The following is a 15,518-nucleotide window of genomic DNA, read 5'->3' on the forward strand; positions in this document are numbered from 1 at the left end:
GATGTTGCCTGGCCAACCGCTATCGCCAGCAAGCCGGCTCCTACAGGGATTGCGTACAACAGGGTGATCAGGGCGTCTTCCGCCACCGGATCCACCGGGACACCGATATTGGCCATTTCGATCTCCTTTTGGCCGACCTCGCACTATGAACTCACTCGTTCGTCAGCAAGAATCGAAGCAGCATTGCTGTTTCAGCACGCTTGCGAATCCACAACTGAAATCCTGTTTTCCTTGCCCTGGGCAATTTTTAAGGCCTGCCGTGTACAGAACATAAAAACCAACGAGCGACACATTTGGGGAATTCATTCATGGTCATGATGAAACGCATACTGGGCGCCACTGTTTGTGGGCTGACGCTGTTGGCCAGTGCCGTGCACGCCGAACAGCGGGAATTGCGGGTGTACAACTGGGCGGACTACATCCTGCCGTCCGTGCCCAAGGACTTCGCCCAGAAAAGCGGAATCAAAGTGACCTGGGACACCTTCGACACCAACGAATCGCTGGAAGCCAAGCTGCTGACCGGTAACTCGGGGTACGACCTGGTGGTGCCGTCGAACCAGTTCATCGAAACCCAGATCAAGGCCGGTGTATTCCAGAAACTCGACAAGACCAAGCTGCCGAACTGGAAACATCAGGACCCGGCACTGCTCGCATTGCTGGACAAGAACGATCCGGGCAACCAGTACGGCGTGCCCTACATGTACGGCACCGTGCTGATCGGTTTCAACCCGGCCAAGGTCAAGGCCGCGCTGGGCGAGAATGCGCCGGTGGACAGTTGGGATCTGGTGTTCAACCCGCAGAACATGCAGAAGCTGAAATCCTGTGGCGTCGCCATGCTCGACTCACCTTCGGAAATCCTGCCGTTGGCGCTGCACTATCTGGGGCTGGACCCCAACAGCCAGAACCCGGAAGACTACGAAAAAGCCAAGGCATTGATGCTGAAGATTCGCCCTTACGTCACCTACTTCAACTCCGCCAAGTACATGACCGACATCGCCAACGGCGACATCTGCGTCGCCATCGGCTATTCCGGCAGCTTCTACCAGTTCGGCAATCGCGCCAAGGAAGCGGGCAACGGCGTAGTGGTCGACTGGCGCTTGCCGAAGGAGGGCGCGCCGATCTGGTTTGATACCTTTGCGATTCCAAAAAGCGCGAAGAACGTGGAGGAGGCCCACGAGTTTCTCAACACCTTGCTGGACCCGAAAGTCATCGCCCCGATCAGTGATTTCCTCGGCTACCCCAACGCCAACAAGGACTCGCTTGCGCTGATCAACAAAGAGATCACCGGTAACCCGAACCTGACGCCGACCAGCGAAGCGTTGAAAACCCTGTATGTGGTGCAACCGCTGCCGCAAAAGCTTGAGCGGGTGCGCACACGGGTCTGGACGAGCATCAAGTCCGGCGAATAACACCCGAGGCGGAGCGCAATCGGCCTGCCTTACGCATTCCCCTGTAGGAGCCGGCTTGCTGGCGATAGCGGTAGATCAATCAGCATTAATGTTGGCTGACACACTGCCATCGCCGGCAAGCCGGCTCCTACAGGTTCGGTGTCATGCCACCGAACCCCCGTTTTGTTCAGATCCGCGTCAGCGCCTGCGCCAAATCGGCACGCAGATCCTCGACATCCTCAACCCCCACGGACAACCGCACCAGCCCGTCGCCAATCCCCAGCTGTGCACGGGTTTCTGCGGGGATGGTGGCGTGGGTCATGATCGCCGGGTGCTCGATCAGGCTTTCCACGCCGCCCAGACTCTCGGCCAGGGCGAATATCCGTACGCTCTCAAGGAAGCGCGTGGCACCCGCCAGATCACTCTTCAGATCGACAGAAATCATCCCGCCGAAACCGCGCATCTGCCGCTTCGCCAATTCATGCTGCGGGTGCGACGGCAGGCCCGGGTAGTAGACGCGCGCCACTTGCGGCTGGCGCTCCAGCCATTGCGCCAACTCAAGCGCGTTGCTGCAGTGACGCTCCATGCGCAGCGCCAGGGTTTTCACGCCGCGCAGGGTCAGAAACGCGTCGAACGGGCCGGCGATCGCGCCCACCGAGTTCTGCAGGAAACCCAGGCGTTGCGCCAGTTCCGGGTTCTGCCCGACCACGGCGATGCCGCCGATCACGTCGGAGTGGCCGTTCAGGTATTTGGTGGTCGAGTGCAGCACGATGTCGAAACCCAGCTCCAGCGGGCGCTGGATCCATGGGCTGGCAAAGGTGTTGTCGGCGACGCAGATGATGTCGCGGTCGCGGCAGATACGTGCGACGGCGGCGAGGTCGGTCAGGCTCAGCAACGGATTGCTCGGCGTCTCGACCCAGACCATTTTGGTGTCGTCCTGCAACGACGCTTCGAACGCCGCGAGGTCCGTCAGGTCGACGAAGCTGAAGCGGTGCCCGGCGCTGCGTTTACGCACCTTGTCGAACAGTCGGAACGTCCCGCCGTACAGGTCATTGCCGGACACGATGTGCGAACCGGCGTCGAGCAGTTCCAGCACCGTGGAAATCGCCGCCAGCCCGGAGGCGAACGCGAAGGCCTGGGTGCCGCTTTCCAGGTCGGCGACGCAACGCTCCAGGGCGAAGCGCGTCGGGTTGTGCGAGCGCCCGTAATCGAAACCCTTGTGCACGCCAGGGCTTTGTTGCAAATAGGTGGAGTTGGCATAAATCGGTGGCATCAATGCGCCGGTGGTCGGGTCCGGCGTTTGCCCGGCGTGGATCACCCGAGTGGCAAAGGCGCGTGCCGCGGCGTTTTCATCGTGTTGACTCATGCAAGGGATCTCCGCAAATGATTGAGCAGGTCGACGCGAGTAATCAGGCCGTGGAAGCCCGAGGCGTCGGCGATGATCGCGACCAGCCCGCGATCGAGTTCTGCCTGCAGCTTTTCCAGGCTGGCGCTGGGCGGCAGGGTTTCTACTTTGTCGGTCATTGCGCTGGCCACGGTCAAGCGGAAGTGTGAAGGATCTTCCTGCATGCCCAGCAGAATGTCGGATTCGTCAATCACGCCGACCAGTTGCTTGCCGTCCGCCAGCACCGGCAATTGCGACACATCCGCCAGGCGCATGCGCTGGAATGCCGTCAGCAACGTGTCGTCCGGGCCGACGCTGATCACCCGGCCATCCTCGAAACGTCGTGCGATCACATCGCGCAGGTCGCCATAAGGTTTGCGCTTGAGCAAGCCCTGATCGTTCATCCACTGGTCGTTGTAGACCTTCGACAGGTAGCGGGTGCCGGTGTCGCAGACGAAGCTGACCACGCGTTTGGGCGTGGTTTGTTCGCGGCAGTAACGCAGCGCCGCCGCCAGCAGGGTGCCGGTCGAAGAACCGCCGAGAATGCCTTCGGCGCGCAACAGTTGGCGGGCGTGATCGAAGCTTTCCTCGTCGCTGATTGAATAGGCGTGGCGCACGCTGGACAGGTCGGCAATCGAGGGGATGAAGTCTTCACCGATGCCTTCCACCGCCCACGAGCCGGGCGTCTGCATGGTGCCGCTGCGGCTGTATTCGGCCATCACCGAACCGATGGGGTCGGCCAGCACCATTTCCAGATTGGGCTGTACGCGCTTGAAGAAACGGGTCAGCCCGGTCAGCGTGCCGGCCGAGCCGACGCCGACGACAATCGCATCCACGTCATGCTGGGTTTGCGCCCAGATCTCCGGTGCGGTGCTGCACTCATGGGCGAGCGGGTTGGCCGGGTTGTTGAACTGATCGGCGAAGAATGCGTCGGGAATTTCCAGCGCCAGCCGTGCCGCGACGTCCTGGTAATAATCGGGATGGCCCTTGCCGACGTCGGAGCGGGTGATGTGCACCTCGGCACCCATGGCCTTGAGGTGCAAGACTTTCTCTGTGGACATCTTGTCCGGCACCACCAGCACCACCCGATAGCCCTTGGCGCGACCGACCAAGGCCAGTCCAAGGCCGGTGTTGCCGGCGGTGGCCTCGACGATGGTGCCGCCAGATTTCAGCCGGCCGTCGCGCTCGGCTTCGTCGATCATCGCCAGGCCGATGCGGTCCTTGATCGAGCCGCCGGGGTTCTGTGATTCGAGCTTCAGAAACAGGGTGCACGGGCCCGTGTCAAAGCGGCTGACGCGCACCAGCGGCGTATTGCCGATCAGTTCAAGCACGGCAGGGCGGGAGTCGTTCGGCATGTTGTCACCTCTTTGCGAAAATTCGCACGGGAAGGACAGCAACCGGCGGCGAGCCATCGCACGCCAGTCGCCAGCAATGCATCGTTTGGACCATAGGCCGCGAATGCGCCTCTCGCAACTTTGTGCGACCAGCCGGTCACCTGATTGCTGGAGAGAATCCCCGAGTCGGCAATACTCAAGCGACCACCATCGGCCGAGGGCGAGCACCATGACGAAGGAAAGCAGCGGGGGCGAATCGGCCTCTGCGCTGATCGACGCACGAATCAGGGAATTGAATGACTGGCGGGGCGAGACGCTCGCGCGCGTCAGGGCGATCATCCAACAGGCCGACCCCGACGTGGTCGAGGAGTGGAAGTGGAGGGGCGTGCCGGTGTGGTCGCATGCCGGGATCATCTGCACGGGCGAGACGTACAAAACGGCGGTGAAAATGACCTTCGCCAAAGGCGCTGCGCTGGACGATCCTGCCCATCTCTTCAACGCCAGCCTGGAAGGCAATACCCGCCGGGCGATTGATGTGCATGAAGGCGAGACGCTTGATGAAAATGCATTGAAGGCGCTGATCCGGGCGGCGGTGGTGCTCAACACCTCCAAATGAGTCGGCCGGTTTGTATCCCCGTGTATCCCTCGGGGCCGCAGCTATCTTGGCTTACAAAACCATGGCATCCGCGACACGTCCCCGATACACGACGGCCGCTTAATGGGGCACCACAACGGTATCACCCGGAGAAATGCCATGTTCCGTATCAACGCTCGTCACACCGCCAGAATGCTTGGCGTCGCTGTTGCCACCACTGCCGCACTCGCGGCGTTCTCCGGGATGTCTCAGGCCGAGGAAGTGAAGGCCCCTGCAAAAAGCTGGCAGACAGGGATTCATCGCACCGATCTCCTGAAAAAGGACCTCGATGTCGACGGTCGTGAAGTGATCCAGGTACGGGTTGATATCGATCCGGGCATCTCGTCGCCCAACCACTCCCATCCCGGCGTGGAGGTGGCTTATGTCATCGACGGCACGTTCGAATATCAACTGGAAGGGCAGCCACCGGTCACGTTGAAAGCCGGTGATTCGCTGTACATCCCGGCCGGCGTTGCGCACGTCGCGAAGAACATCGGAACCAAAACCGGCTCCGAACTGGCAACGTACATCGTGAAGAAAGGCGAACCGCTGGTTGTGATCAAACAGTAAGCCAAAGGCACGCAAATCCCTGTAGGAGCCGGCTTGCCGGCGATAGCGGTGTGTCAGCCAACATCAATAGTGATTGATACGCCGCCATCGCCGGCAAGCCGGCTCCTACAGGATTTACGTCAACCGAACATTCCCCATCCATATACGCACTTGTAGGAGCCGGCTTGCCGGCGATAGCGGTGTGTCAGCCAACACCAAGGGTGATTGATACGCCGCCATCGCCGGCAAGCCGGCTCCTACAGGATTTATGTCAACCGGACATTCCCGGAACACTCCCGCACTTGTAGGAGCCGGCTTGCCGGCGATAGCGGTGTGTCAGCCAACATCAATGGTGATTGATACGCCGCCATCGCCAGCAAGCCGGCTCCTACAAAGGTTTCAGCGTTCGGCGGGCTAGCACGACGCCCAGTGCAACAACGATCAGCCCCAACGCTACCGCGAAGGTGACCCGCATGCCGTGGGCCACGGCTTCGGGTGGTGTCAGGGTGATGTCGGCCGCCTGCGAGGCGAGGGCAAATACAGCGCCCAATGCCGAGGCACCGGTGATCAATCCCAGGTTTCGCGACAGATTGAGCATGCCCGAGACAACGCCGCGCTGATCGGGCTGCACATCGCTCATGACCGTGGTGTTGTTGGCCGTCTGGAATACGGCATAGCCGAGCGTGATCACCACCATCGGCGCAACGTACCCGCCGATGCCAACTGTCAGCGGCAACACCGATAACACCAGGCACCCGACGGCCATGGCGATCAGCCCGGCGACAGTCATCCGTTGGGCGCCGAATCGGTCGGCGATCCGGCCGGCGGGCACACCTGTCAGGGCCGCGACACAGGGCCCGACCGCGAGCACTATGCCCACCACAACCGCCTTCAGCCCAAGCCCGTGGGCCAGATAAAACGGCCCGACCACCAGCGTTGCCATCATCACCGTCGCGACCAGTGTGCTCATGGCCAGGCTCGCGCTCAGCACCGGGTTGCGAAACATCGCCAGCCGTATCAGCGGCGAAGCGACTTTCATTTCAACCAAAACGAAGAGCCCCACGCCGAACCCCGCCGCCAACAGCAAACCGATATTAAGCAGCCCGAAATGGCCACGGCCCAATGTCATGGCCAGCGCATACGCCGCCAGCGTCAGTGCCAATACCAGCGTGCCCCACGCGTCGAAACGGGCGCTCCCGGTGGTTGCCTGCTGCCGATCCGCCGGCAGGTAGCGATGCGCAAGCAGCAGCGTCATCAGGCCCAATGGCACGGTGATCAGGAACATCGCCTGCCAACCGAATCCACTGATCAACAGGCCACCCAGCGATGGCCCCAGTGCGGTGCCAATCGCCGACATCGTCCCGAGCAACCCCATGGCGCTGCCGGTTTTGGCTTTCGCCACGGTCTCACCGACGAAGGCCATGGTCAGCGCCATCATGATCGCCGCGCCGAGCCCTTGCAGGGCTCGGGCGCCAATCAACATGCCCAATGTCGGTGCCCACGCGCACAGCGCCGAGGCGAGGGTGAACACGCCGATGCCGCCGAGCAGCAACCGGCGGCGGCCGATCAGGTCACCGAGCCTTCCGACGCTGACGATCAGCGTGGTGATCGCCAGCAGATACGCGATGACGACCCACTGCACGTCCTGAAAGGTTGCACCGAACACTTGGGCCAGCGTCGGTAAACCGACGTTGGCGACGCTGGTGCCGAGTGACGACAGCAGCATCGACAGCGAAAGGCTGACCAATGCCCAGCGCACGGCGGGTGTCTGTGTTGCGTTGTCCACGATTGCGATAGTCGGCTTCATGCTGTCCCTCTGGATCTGGCCACTCCCGAAGTGGAGCTATCAGAAATCTACGTTGGCGCCTAACATGGCGGAAGGCGCACGGGTTGCACTCTACTCGTGCGTCAAACGCCATCTCACCCGGCCGTGGGGCAACGCATGTCGACTCCCGATTTCAATTTGCTGATCACCCTTGATGTGCTGCTCGCCGAAGGCAGCGTGGCGCGCGCGGCCAAACGCTTGCGGCTGAGCCCGTCGGCGATGAGCCGGGCGTTGGCGAGGTTGCGCGAAACCACCGGTGACCCGTTGCTGGTCCGGGCCGGGCGCGGACTGGTTGCCACGCCTCGGGCGCTGGAATTGCGCGAGCGGGTCAGCCAGTTGGTGCAGGACGCCGAAGCGGTGCTGCGCCCGGCGCAACAGCCTGACCTGAAACAATTGGCCCGCACGTTCACGTTGCGCACCAGCGAGGGCTTTGTGGAGACCTTTGGCGCGCCGCTCATCGCCCGGGTCGCCGAGCAAGCGCCGGGCGTGCTGCTGCGCTTCATGCACAAACCTGACAAGGACAGCACGTCGCTGCGGGACGGGACCGTTGATCTGGAAACCGGTGTGGTGGGGAAGGCCGCCGGGCCTGAGTTAAGGACCCAGGGTTTGTTTCGTGACCGATTCATCGGCGTGGTGCGTGTGGGTCATCCGTTGAGTCAGGGCGAGATCACTCCGGAACGTTATGCGGCGGGCGGTCACATCAGCGTTTCGCGGCGCGGGCTCGACAAGGGGCCTGTCGATGAAGCGCTGGCGGCGCTGCAACTGGAACGGCAGATCGCGACCATCGTTGCCGGTTTCTCGACCGCGTTGGCGCTTGCCCGAGCCACCGATTTGATCGCTGCCGTTCCTGAACGCCACACCGAAAACCTGCGGGCGGGCATGCACAGTTTTTCGCTGCCGGTTGCCTTGCCGGAATTCACCGTCGCGATGCTCTGGCATCCGCGTCTGGACGCCGATCCGGTGCATCGCTGGTTGCGGGGGTGTGTTCGTGAGGTCTGTGCGCAATAGCCAGTGACGGTCAGTCTCAAAAACTGAACGACCGCGAGGTGTGTTGGGCCAGCTCGGCATCCAGCAGATGTTCGGCCAGCACATCATTCAAAAAGCGGAATTGATCGTTGAGGCCGACCACTTCGTTGCTGAAGTGGTTGCCGGCGGCGGGCATCAGCAGCGCTTCGAAGTTCTTGTCGAACACCAGCGACAGCACTTTGCGCGAGACGGCCTGCTGCGAGTAATAGTTGTTGCCGAACACCGGAAAGCTCACGGCGAGGGTGACGGTGTGGATCATGATGTGCGCTCCTCGGTCAGGACGTACCACGAAAAAACGGTCAGCGTGAAGGCTGTCAGGGCCAGGCAGGTCAGCAGATGGATCAACATGATTTGCCCCTCCGGTTCGGGGTTGTGTGTCGGGTTGAAGTTGATCCTACGCTGACGGTTCATGAGCGGAAGGCATTCGCGGCGATGGTGAATATCGATGTGAGTGATGGTCGGGTTTTGCGGTGTTCTTGAGGGACCCTTCGCGGGCAAGCCTCGCTCCTACAGGGATATCCGCGGGACACCAGTCATCTGTAGGAGCGAGGCTTGCCCGCGAAGAGGCCATCAGCAACACCATCAACCTGAGAGTCCGCCGCCTATACTCAAATCAGGGCGCTTTAACCCCTGAATATCCTGTTCGGGGGAAGACTTTAGGACACCACGATCTTGAACCTGCGTTCGCTGATCGTCGCCGTGCTGCTGGTGTTGGCGGGATGCGTCACGCCTGCGCGTGCCCCGGCGCCTGCGCCGCCCGTGGTCATTTCCCAGAGCACCTGGCAGCAGGTGGACCGGGACATCGTCGCCGCGTCGCAATCGGCCACCGAACAGGCAAAAATCTATTCGCGCGGCGCCATGGACTACTGGCGAACCCGGGTCTATCAACTGACCGAAGAAAAATTCATTCCCTGGTTCAGCAGTTACTGGACCCAGGAATGGCTGTCGATGAAAGTCAGCTGGTACAGCCTCAGCGCCCAGGGCGAGCAGGATGCCTCGTCGAAACGCCTGGCGGCCTATCTGCTGGAGCAATACCAGAAACGCGTTCTGGCCCCGGTCGCGGTCGAGATTGATCCCGACCAGATCCTCGGTCTGGCCACGGCGTTCTACGTGGATATTCTTCAGGAAGAACTGCAAAAAATCTCCCAGCGTCACGGCGTGCCCATGGCCCAGCTCAATGGCCGTATCCAGAAAATCCCGGCCATCGCCCTCGGACCGCCACCCGCGCGAGACGCTTCGCTGTACCAGGTCGTGCACACCCAGCCGCTCAACACCCTGCCGGCGTACGCGGCGCTGATCGACAAGATCCACAAGGCCGGCGGTAGCAAGGGCGTTGATTCCACTGACCAAGCCATGGCGCCGGTGGCCAAGCGCGCCAGCCAGCGGATGGAAGCCGAAATGGCCCCGCGCGGTGCCGCCAGCGCGGTGTCCGCAGCGGCGGGAAAAATCGCTGGAGGCTTGATTACCTTGGGCGTGGCGGGGATTCGCGCACTGATTCAGGCCAACGACCGACCGGACAGCGAGGCGCTGATTCGCAGCAGCCTGGGCAACACGTTCGACAAGGCCTGGATAAAACTGGTGCAGAACCCGACCACCGGTGTGATGGCGGGGACGTTGTACATGGCAGGGCAGATCGAGGGCAACCTGGCGGGGAGTGCCGACGTACCGTCGGTCAGTTCGGGCAGCGGCGCTGTCGATTGGAGCCCGTCCGAACCGACTAAACCGCAGATCGACCCTCAACCCCCGGCAGGAGAATGACCATGTCTTACGTCGATGGCTGTGTCTTTGCGGTGCCCAGTGCCAACCGCGAAAAATTCAAGAAACACGCGGAATCCGCCGCTGTGATTTTCAAGGAAAACGGCGCCCTGAGCATTGTCGAATGCTGGGGCGATGATGTGCCTGATGGCAAAGTGACTTCGTTTCCGCTGGCCGTGAAGCTCAAGGACGACGAAACGGTGGTGTTTTCCTGGATCGTCTGGCCGGACAAGCCCACCCGCGATGCCGGCATGCAGAAATTGATGGCCGACCCGCGCATGCAACAAGACGTCAACCCGATGCCGTTCGATGGTCAGCGGATGATCTTCGGTGGCTTCAACATCCTCTTGCAGGCCTGAGTGCGTGTCAGGATCACTCCGGCGTCGGGGTGATCCTGCAACTCTTGCGATTGCGGATCTCGCTGTCAGTCGGTCGCTCTTTGACAAACTCGAAACGCGGTTCACCTTCGCTATAGTGAACCAGCCAGCCCCATTCCAGCTCTGACTCATCCTGACCCGGTTGCGGTGGCACGGCCCACCATGGCTCTTTGCTGATGATCTCTCGCATGGCCCCGTCCCGTTTATTCGGTTGGTTCAACTATAACGTGCATGTCAGGAGGTGCCAGGCGTGAGCGACGAAACCCCGGAGCCGGTCAAACGGCTGTTTTTTGCATTGGATTGCCCACCCGAACAGCGCAAGGCGATTGCCCAATGGCGCAGCGCGCTGCAATTGCGCATCGGGCGTCCGGTGCCGGTGGAAAACTTCCATCTGACGTTGCTGTTTTTGGGCGCTGTGGAGGTGGCGCAGATTGCCGAGATCTGCGCGGCGGCAGCAAAGGTGCGCGTGCCGGGTGCGACGTTGCGGTTGGCGCTGGATCGCCTGGATGTGTGGCGCAGGGCCGGGGTGTTGGTGCTCGCACCGGAACAGGCACCGCCGGAGTTGCTGCGGCTGGTGTATGCGCTGGAGCAGGCGATGTTGCCGTTCGGGTTTGAAGAGGCACACAAGGAATTCAGGCCGCATCTGACATTGATGCGCGACTATCGGGCGCCGGTGCCTGAGTCGACGACGCCGCCGGAGTTTTTTCTGCGGGCGGATCGATTTGTGTTGTTTGAATCCCACAAGGGCCGCTATCGGGCGCTGGCCGAATGGCCGCTGGTGCCGGCATAAAAAAAGGCGCCCGAGGAGGGCGCCGAACTCACCTTAACCGAGGAAGCCAGGTGAGGCCGTTCGTCAGAGAGGAGTGCAGCGGTGGTAAGGCGCTGCGTGAACGGTAAACAGTAAAAACCCAATGCCCCTGTAGGAGCGAGGCTTGCCCGCGAAGACGGTGTGTCAGTCGCTATTAATGTTGAATGTGCCGGACCCTTCGCGGGCAAGCCTCGCTCCTACAAAGGGGCTCAATTATTTCCCGAGCTTCACCCGCGTCCAGCCCCGGGTCATCACCCGCTGAACCCCGATCGGCATGTCCGGAATCGCATACAACGTCGCCATCACGGCCAAGGGCGGATACGAGCCCGGGTCATCGCGAATCGCTTCATCCACCAAGGGCGTCGCCGCCGCGTTGGCGTTGCTGTAGCCGATGTTGTTGGTGATCTCGGCGATGATGTCCGGGCGCATCAGGAAGTTCATGAACAGATAGGCGTTGTCGACGTTCGCCGCATCCCGTGGGATTGCGACCATGTCGTAGAAACTGCCGGCGCCTTCCTTCGGAATGCTGTATTCGATTTTCACCTTGTCGCCCGCTTCCTGTGCGCGAGCCTTGGCTTGCAGCACGTCGCCGGAATAACCGACAGCGACGCAGATGTTGCCGTTGGCCAGGTCGGAGATGTACTTCGACGAATGGAAATACGCCACCGACGGCCGGATCTTCATGAACAGCGCTTCAGCTTCGGCGATCTGCGCCTTGTCCTGCGAGTTCACCGGGTAGCCCAGATAGTGCAGGGCGGCGGGCAGCATTTCAGTCGGTGAGTCGAGGAAGCTGATGCCGCAGGCTTTCAGTTTCTCGGCGTTTTCCGGTTTGAACAGCAAGTCCCAGGAGTTGGTCGGCGCATTGGCACCGAGCACTTCCTTGACCTTGGCCGGGTTGAACCCGATGCCGATCGAGCCCCACATGTACGGGAAGGCGTGACCGTTTCCCGGGTCGCTGGCCGAAGCGTTTTTCAGCAACACCGGGTTGAGGTTTTTCCAGTTCGGCAGCTTCGACTTGTCCAGTTCCTGATAGACGCCAGCCTTGATCTGCTTGGCCAGGAAGCTGTTGGACGGCACGACAATGTCGTAGCCGGATTTGCCTGCGAGCAGGCGTGCCTCAAGGGTTTCGTTGCTGTCGAACACATCGTAGGTCACGCGGATACCGGTCTCGTCTTCGAACTTCTTGACGGTGTCCGGGGCGATGTAATCCGACCAGTTGTAGACGCGCAGTACCTTGTCATTGGCCTGGGCGCCGGTAGCCATCGCGCCCAATAAGGACAGTGTCAGCAGAGTCCTGCCAAACATTTTCATCGGTACAACTCCATTTTTTTTATTCAGTACGCAAAGCTGTGAAACGCGACGGCACTAGGCCGTCGCTTCTACCATTTGCTTTTTCGGTTGCTGCCAGGATTCGCTGGCGGTCTGGTCCATCGCTTCCTGGATCGCCCGTTTGCGGCTGGCTTCGGCGCGGCGGCTGAAGTACCAGACCATGAAGGTCACAATCGAAACGGCGAGCAGTATCAGGCTGGCCACGGCGTTGATCTCAGGCTTCACGCCCAGACGCACCGCCGAGAACACTTCCATTGGCAAGGTCGTCGAGCCTGGGCCGGATACGAAACTCGCCAACACCAGGTCATCCAGCGACAGCGCAAACGACATCATGCCGCCGGCCGCCAGTGACGGCGCGATCATCGGGATGGTGATCAGGAAAAACACCTTGAACGGTTTCGCCCCGAGGTCCATGGCCGCTTCTTCGATGGACAGGTCCAGCTCACGAAGGCGGGCGGAAACCACCACCGCGACATAAGCGGCACAGAACGTGGTGTGGGCAATCCAGATGGTGACGATGCCACGCTCCATCGGCCAGCCGATCAGCTGCGCCATGGCCACGAACAGCAGCAACAGCGACAGGCCGGTGATCACTTCAGGCATCACCAACGGCGCGGTGACCAGGCCACCAAACAGCGTACGGCCCTTGAAGCGCGTGACGCGAGTCAGCACGAACGCCGCCAAAGTCCCCAGCGCCACCGCTGCAATCGCGGTGTAGCAGGCAATCTCCAGCGAGCGCACCACCGAGCCCATCAGTTGCGAGTTGTCGAGCAAGCCGACGTACCACTTCACCGACCAGCCGCCCCACACCGTCACCAGTTTCGAGGCGTTGAACGAGTAGATCACCAGGATCAGCATCGGCAGGTAGATAAACGACAGGCCGAAAATCAGCATGAACTTTGAAAATCCGAAGCGTTTCATCCCCGACCCTCCATCTCTTTGGCCTGGCTACGGTTGAACAACAGGATCGGCACAATCAGGATCAACAGCATCACCACCGCCAGGGCAGACGCCACCGGCCAGTCGCGGTTGTTGAAGAACTCTTGCCACAGCACACGGCCGATCATCAGGGTTTCCGGGCCGCCCAGCAGTTCCGGAATCACGAACTCACCGACCACCGGAATGAACACCAGCATGCAGCCGGCGATGATCCCGTTCTTGGCCAGCGGCACGGTGATTTTCCAGAAGTTGTTGAAGTTGCTCGACCCCAGGTCCGAACCCGCTTCCAGCAAGCTTTGATCGTGCTTGACCAGGTTGGCGTACAGCGGCAAGACCATGAACGGCAAGTAGGCGTAGACCACGCCGATATACACGGCCGTGTTGGTGTTGAGGATCTCGATTGGGTGATCGGTGAGCCCGGTCCACATCAAAAACGCGTTGAGCAAACCGTTGTTGCTGAGGATGCCCATCCACGCATACACGCGGATCAGGATCGCAGTCCAGGTCGGCATCATGATCAACAGCAGCAAGACGTTTTGCGCTTCCTTGCTTGCCTTGGTGATCGCGTAGGCCATCGGGAAACCGATCACCAGGCACATCAGCGTGCTGAAAAACGCGACCTTCAACGAACCGAAGTAAGCCGAGATGTACAACTCATCCTCGGTCAGCAGCAGGTAGTTGCCGACGTTGAGGAACAGCTGGAGTTTCTGTTCGGCGAAGGTGTAGATCTCGGAGTAAGGAGGAATGGCCAGCGCCGCTTCCGAGAAGCTGATCTTCATCACCAGGAAGAACGGCAACAGGAAAAACAGGCACAGCCACAGGAATGGAATCCCGATGACGAGCTTTCGACCACTCGGCATCAGCCGCATGAACCGCTGATTGAGTGTTTTCATGAGCGCAGTACCACGCCGCTGTCGTCTTCCCACCACACGTAGACCTTGTCGTCCCAGGTCGGACGCGCGCCACGGCGTTCGGCGTTGGCCATGAACGACTGCACGACTTTGCCGCCAGGCAGTTCGACATAGAACACCGAGTGACCGCCGAGGTAGGCGATGTCATGCACCTTGCCGCTGGACCAGTTGTAGCGGGACTCGGGTTGGGTGGTGCTGACCAGCAGTTTTTCCGGACGGATCGCGTAGGTGATGGACTTGTCCTCCACCGAAGTGCTGACGCCGTGGCCGACGTAGATCTTCTGCTCCAGATCCTTGCTGTGAATGATCGCGTGACCTTCAAGGTCCTCGACAACGGTGCCTTCGAAGGCGTTCACGTTGCCGATGAATTCGCAGACCATGCGGCTGACCGGGGCTTCGTAAATGTCGACCGGGCTACCGATCTGGGCGATCCAGCCCAGGTGCATGATCGCGATGCGCTGGGCCATGGTCATGGCCTCTTCCTGGTCGTGGGTCACCATCACGCAGGTCACGCCAACGCGCTCGATGATTTCCACCAGCTCAAGCTGCATCTGCGAACGCAGTTTTTTATCCAGCGCGCCCATCGGTTCGTCGAGCAACAACAGCTTCGGACGTTTCGCCAGGGAGCGGGCGAGGGCGACACGCTGACGCTGACCGCCGGACAGTTGATGGGGTTTGCGTTTGGCGTATTGGGTCATGTGCACCAGGCGCAGCATCTCTTCCACGCGGGCGTCGATTTCACTGGCGGGCAAACGGTCCTGCTTGAGGCCGAAGGCAATGTTCTGTGCGACGGTCATGTGTGGGAACAGGGCGTACGACTGGAACATCATGTTGATCGGCCGTTCGTACGGCGGCATGTCGGTGATGTCCACGCCATCGAGCAGGATCCGCCCTTCGGTCGGGCGCTCGAAGCCGGCGAGCATGCGTAGCAGCGTCGATTTGCCGGAACCGGAACCGCCGAGCAAGGCGAAGATTTCCCCTTGATGAATCTCAAGCGAAACATCGTCCACTGCGGTGGTTTCGTCGAATTTCTTGGTGACGCGGTCGACTTTCACCAACACCTTTTTCGGTGCCTGGTGACCTTCAAGAGCCTTCCTGTAAATGCTGGAGGCGTTTGCCATGTGAAACTCCCAACAGGTTTCAGTCGTCGGGCCAACGCGGCCTGACTTAAGAGTGGATTGCAAGCCCGGGGCATTCGGTTGGCGCAACCCCCTGTAGGAGCGAGGCTTGCCCGCGAAGACGGTATGTCAGTCGATATC

16 protein-coding genes are annotated in these 15,518 nt (G+C 60.9%); 7 read left to right on the forward strand and 9 right to left on the reverse strand.

Annotated elements, in window-relative coordinates; genetic code table 11:
• Nucleotides 1-308: 308 nt before the first annotated feature.
• A complete protein-coding gene (locus KGA97_RS26355; RefSeq protein WP_223481786.1) occupies nucleotides 309-1,409 on the forward strand; it encodes a polyamine ABC transporter substrate-binding protein in 1,101 nt (366 codons plus the stop codon).
• A 166-nt stretch (nucleotides 1,410-1,575) separates the two neighbouring features.
• Here the strand turns inward: KGA97_RS26355 and KGA97_RS26360 are convergent, their stop codons facing one another.
• Both KGA97_RS26360 and KGA97_RS26365 read right to left on the reverse strand, forming a co-directional pair.
• A complete protein-coding gene (locus KGA97_RS26360) occupies nucleotides 1,576-2,754 on the reverse strand; it encodes a cystathionine gamma-synthase (RefSeq protein ID WP_008039031.1) in 1,179 nt (392 codons plus the stop codon).
• Nucleotides 2,751-4,127: a pyridoxal-phosphate dependent enzyme gene (locus KGA97_RS26365; protein ID WP_008039030.1), complete on the reverse strand. Its 1,377-nt coding sequence runs from the start codon at nucleotides 4,125-4,127 to the stop codon at nucleotides 2,751-2,753. The genes KGA97_RS26360 and KGA97_RS26365 overlap by 4 nt, the downstream gene beginning before the upstream one ends.
• A 208-nt stretch (nucleotides 4,128-4,335) precedes the next feature.
• Here KGA97_RS26365 and KGA97_RS26370 point away from each other — a divergent pair, with 208 nt between their 5' ends.
• Both KGA97_RS26370 and KGA97_RS26375 read left to right on the forward strand, forming a co-directional pair.
• Entirely contained in the window at nucleotides 4,336-4,722 is a 387-nt protein-coding gene (locus KGA97_RS26370) for a DUF1801 domain-containing protein (protein WP_223481787.1), read from the forward strand.
• A gap of 138 nt (nucleotides 4,723-4,860) precedes the next feature.
• Complete coding sequence (locus KGA97_RS26375; RefSeq protein ID WP_223449470.1) at nucleotides 4,861-5,310, forward strand: cupin domain-containing protein; 450 nt, start codon at nucleotides 4,861-4,863, stop codon at nucleotides 5,308-5,310.
• Between the two features lie 367 nt (nucleotides 5,311-5,677).
• Here the strand turns inward: KGA97_RS26375 and KGA97_RS26380 are convergent, their stop codons facing one another.
• Nucleotides 5,678-7,096 (reverse strand): MFS transporter, encoded by a 1,419-nt coding sequence (locus KGA97_RS26380; protein ID WP_223481788.1) that lies wholly within the window; start codon nucleotides 7,094-7,096, stop codon nucleotides 5,678-5,680.
• Between the two features lie 135 nt (nucleotides 7,097-7,231).
• On the opposite strand from KGA97_RS26380, the gene KGA97_RS26385 reads away from it, so the two are divergent.
• A complete protein-coding gene (locus KGA97_RS26385) occupies nucleotides 7,232-8,122 on the forward strand; it encodes a LysR family transcriptional regulator (protein WP_223481789.1) in 891 nt (296 codons plus the stop codon).
• Nucleotides 8,123-8,138: 16 nt separating this feature from the next.
• On the opposite strand, the gene KGA97_RS26390 is transcribed toward KGA97_RS26385, so the two are convergent.
• Nucleotides 8,139-8,399, reverse strand: coding sequence for a hypothetical protein (locus KGA97_RS26390; RefSeq protein ID WP_008027230.1), 261 nt, complete (start codon nucleotides 8,397-8,399; stop codon nucleotides 8,139-8,141).
• Nucleotides 8,400-8,812: 413 nt separating this feature from the next.
• Between KGA97_RS26390 and KGA97_RS26395 the strand changes: the two genes are divergently transcribed.
• A complete protein-coding gene (locus KGA97_RS26395; RefSeq protein WP_223481790.1) occupies nucleotides 8,813-9,898 on the forward strand; it encodes a hypothetical protein in 1,086 nt (361 codons plus the stop codon).
• A 2-nt stretch (nucleotides 9,899-9,900) separates the two neighbouring features.
• Nucleotides 9,901-10,254, forward strand: coding sequence for a DUF1428 domain-containing protein (locus KGA97_RS26400; protein ID WP_207284528.1), 354 nt, complete (start codon nucleotides 9,901-9,903; stop codon nucleotides 10,252-10,254).
• Nucleotides 10,255-10,267: 13 nt separating this feature from the next.
• On the opposite strand, the gene KGA97_RS26405 is transcribed toward KGA97_RS26400, so the two are convergent.
• Nucleotides 10,268-10,462 carry a hypothetical protein gene (locus tag KGA97_RS26405; RefSeq protein ID WP_192415742.1) on the reverse strand — a complete coding sequence of 65 codons (195 nt, stop codon included), beginning with the start codon at nucleotides 10,460-10,462 and terminating at the stop codon, nucleotides 10,268-10,270.
• Between the two features lie 60 nt (nucleotides 10,463-10,522).
• Here KGA97_RS26405 and thpR point away from each other — a divergent pair, with 60 nt between their 5' ends.
• Nucleotides 10,523-11,062, forward strand: coding sequence for an RNA 2',3'-cyclic phosphodiesterase (thpR, locus tag KGA97_RS26410; protein ID WP_223481791.1), 540 nt, complete (start codon nucleotides 10,523-10,525; stop codon nucleotides 11,060-11,062).
• A gap of 231 nt (nucleotides 11,063-11,293) precedes the next feature.
• Here thpR and KGA97_RS26415 read toward each other — a convergent pair whose 3' ends face one another.
• From KGA97_RS26415 to potA, 4 genes are read right to left on the reverse strand one after another with little or no spacing between them, the layout of a single operon-like run.
• Nucleotides 11,294-12,391, reverse strand: a complete 1,098-nt coding sequence (locus KGA97_RS26415) for a polyamine ABC transporter substrate-binding protein (protein WP_192228304.1) — start codon at nucleotides 12,389-12,391, stop codon at nucleotides 11,294-11,296.
• Nucleotides 12,392-12,445: 54 nt separating this feature from the next.
• Nucleotides 12,446-13,330 carry an ABC transporter permease subunit gene (locus tag KGA97_RS26420; RefSeq protein ID WP_192228303.1) on the reverse strand — a complete coding sequence of 295 codons (885 nt, stop codon included), beginning with the start codon at nucleotides 13,328-13,330 and terminating at the stop codon, nucleotides 12,446-12,448.
• Nucleotides 13,327-14,208: an ABC transporter permease subunit gene (locus tag KGA97_RS26425; RefSeq protein ID WP_162130710.1), complete on the reverse strand. Its 882-nt coding sequence runs from the start codon at nucleotides 14,206-14,208 to the stop codon at nucleotides 13,327-13,329. The genes KGA97_RS26420 and KGA97_RS26425 overlap by 4 nt, the downstream gene beginning before the upstream one ends.
• A 29-nt stretch (nucleotides 14,209-14,237) precedes the next feature.
• A complete protein-coding gene (potA, locus tag KGA97_RS26430; RefSeq protein WP_207284525.1) occupies nucleotides 14,238-15,380 on the reverse strand; it encodes a polyamine ABC transporter ATP-binding protein in 1,143 nt (380 codons plus the stop codon).
• Nucleotides 15,381-15,518 lie beyond the last annotated feature (138 nt).

The organism is Pseudomonas sp. BF-B-15, from assembly GCF_019946675.1.
In the GTDB taxonomy this organism is placed as follows: domain Bacteria; phylum Pseudomonadota; class Gammaproteobacteria; order Pseudomonadales; family Pseudomonadaceae; genus Aquipseudomonas; species Aquipseudomonas migulae.

Excerpts from the sequence above, each read along its gene's own strand:
- KGA97_RS26355 (WP_223481786.1), top strand. The coding sequence starts at position 309 with ATGGTCATGATGAAACGCATACTGGGCGCCACTGTTTGTGGGCTGACG.
- KGA97_RS26360 (WP_008039031.1), bottom strand. The coding sequence starts at position 2,754 with ATGAGTCAACACGATGAAAACGCCGCGGCACGCGCCTTTGCCACTCGG.
- KGA97_RS26365 (WP_008039030.1), bottom strand. The coding sequence starts at position 4,127 with ATGCCGAACGACTCCCGCCCTGCCGTGCTTGAACTGATCGGCAATACG.
- KGA97_RS26370 (WP_223481787.1), top strand. The coding sequence starts at position 4,336 with ATGACGAAGGAAAGCAGCGGGGGCGAATCGGCCTCTGCGCTGATCGAC.
- KGA97_RS26375 (WP_223449470.1), top strand. The coding sequence starts at position 4,861 with ATGTTCCGTATCAACGCTCGTCACACCGCCAGAATGCTTGGCGTCGCT.
- KGA97_RS26380 (WP_223481788.1), bottom strand. The coding sequence starts at position 7,096 with ATGAAGCCGACTATCGCAATCGTGGACAACGCAACACAGACACCCGCC.
- KGA97_RS26385 (WP_223481789.1), top strand. The coding sequence starts at position 7,232 with ATGTCGACTCCCGATTTCAATTTGCTGATCACCCTTGATGTGCTGCTC.
- KGA97_RS26390 (WP_008027230.1), bottom strand. The coding sequence starts at position 8,399 with ATGATCCACACCGTCACCCTCGCCGTGAGCTTTCCGGTGTTCGGCAAC.
- KGA97_RS26400 (WP_207284528.1), top strand. The coding sequence starts at position 9,901 with ATGTCTTACGTCGATGGCTGTGTCTTTGCGGTGCCCAGTGCCAACCGC.
- KGA97_RS26405 (WP_192415742.1), bottom strand. The coding sequence starts at position 10,462 with ATGCGAGAGATCATCAGCAAAGAGCCATGGTGGGCCGTGCCACCGCAA.
- KGA97_RS26415 (WP_192228304.1), bottom strand. The coding sequence starts at position 12,391 with ATGAAAATGTTTGGCAGGACTCTGCTGACACTGTCCTTATTGGGCGCG.
- KGA97_RS26420 (WP_192228303.1), bottom strand. The coding sequence starts at position 13,330 with ATGAAACGCTTCGGATTTTCAAAGTTCATGCTGATTTTCGGCCTGTCG.
- KGA97_RS26425 (WP_162130710.1), bottom strand. The coding sequence starts at position 14,208 with ATGCCGAGTGGTCGAAAGCTCGTCATCGGGATTCCATTCCTGTGGCTG.
- potA (WP_207284525.1), bottom strand. The coding sequence starts at position 15,380 with ATGGCAAACGCCTCCAGCATTTACAGGAAGGCTCTTGAAGGTCACCAG.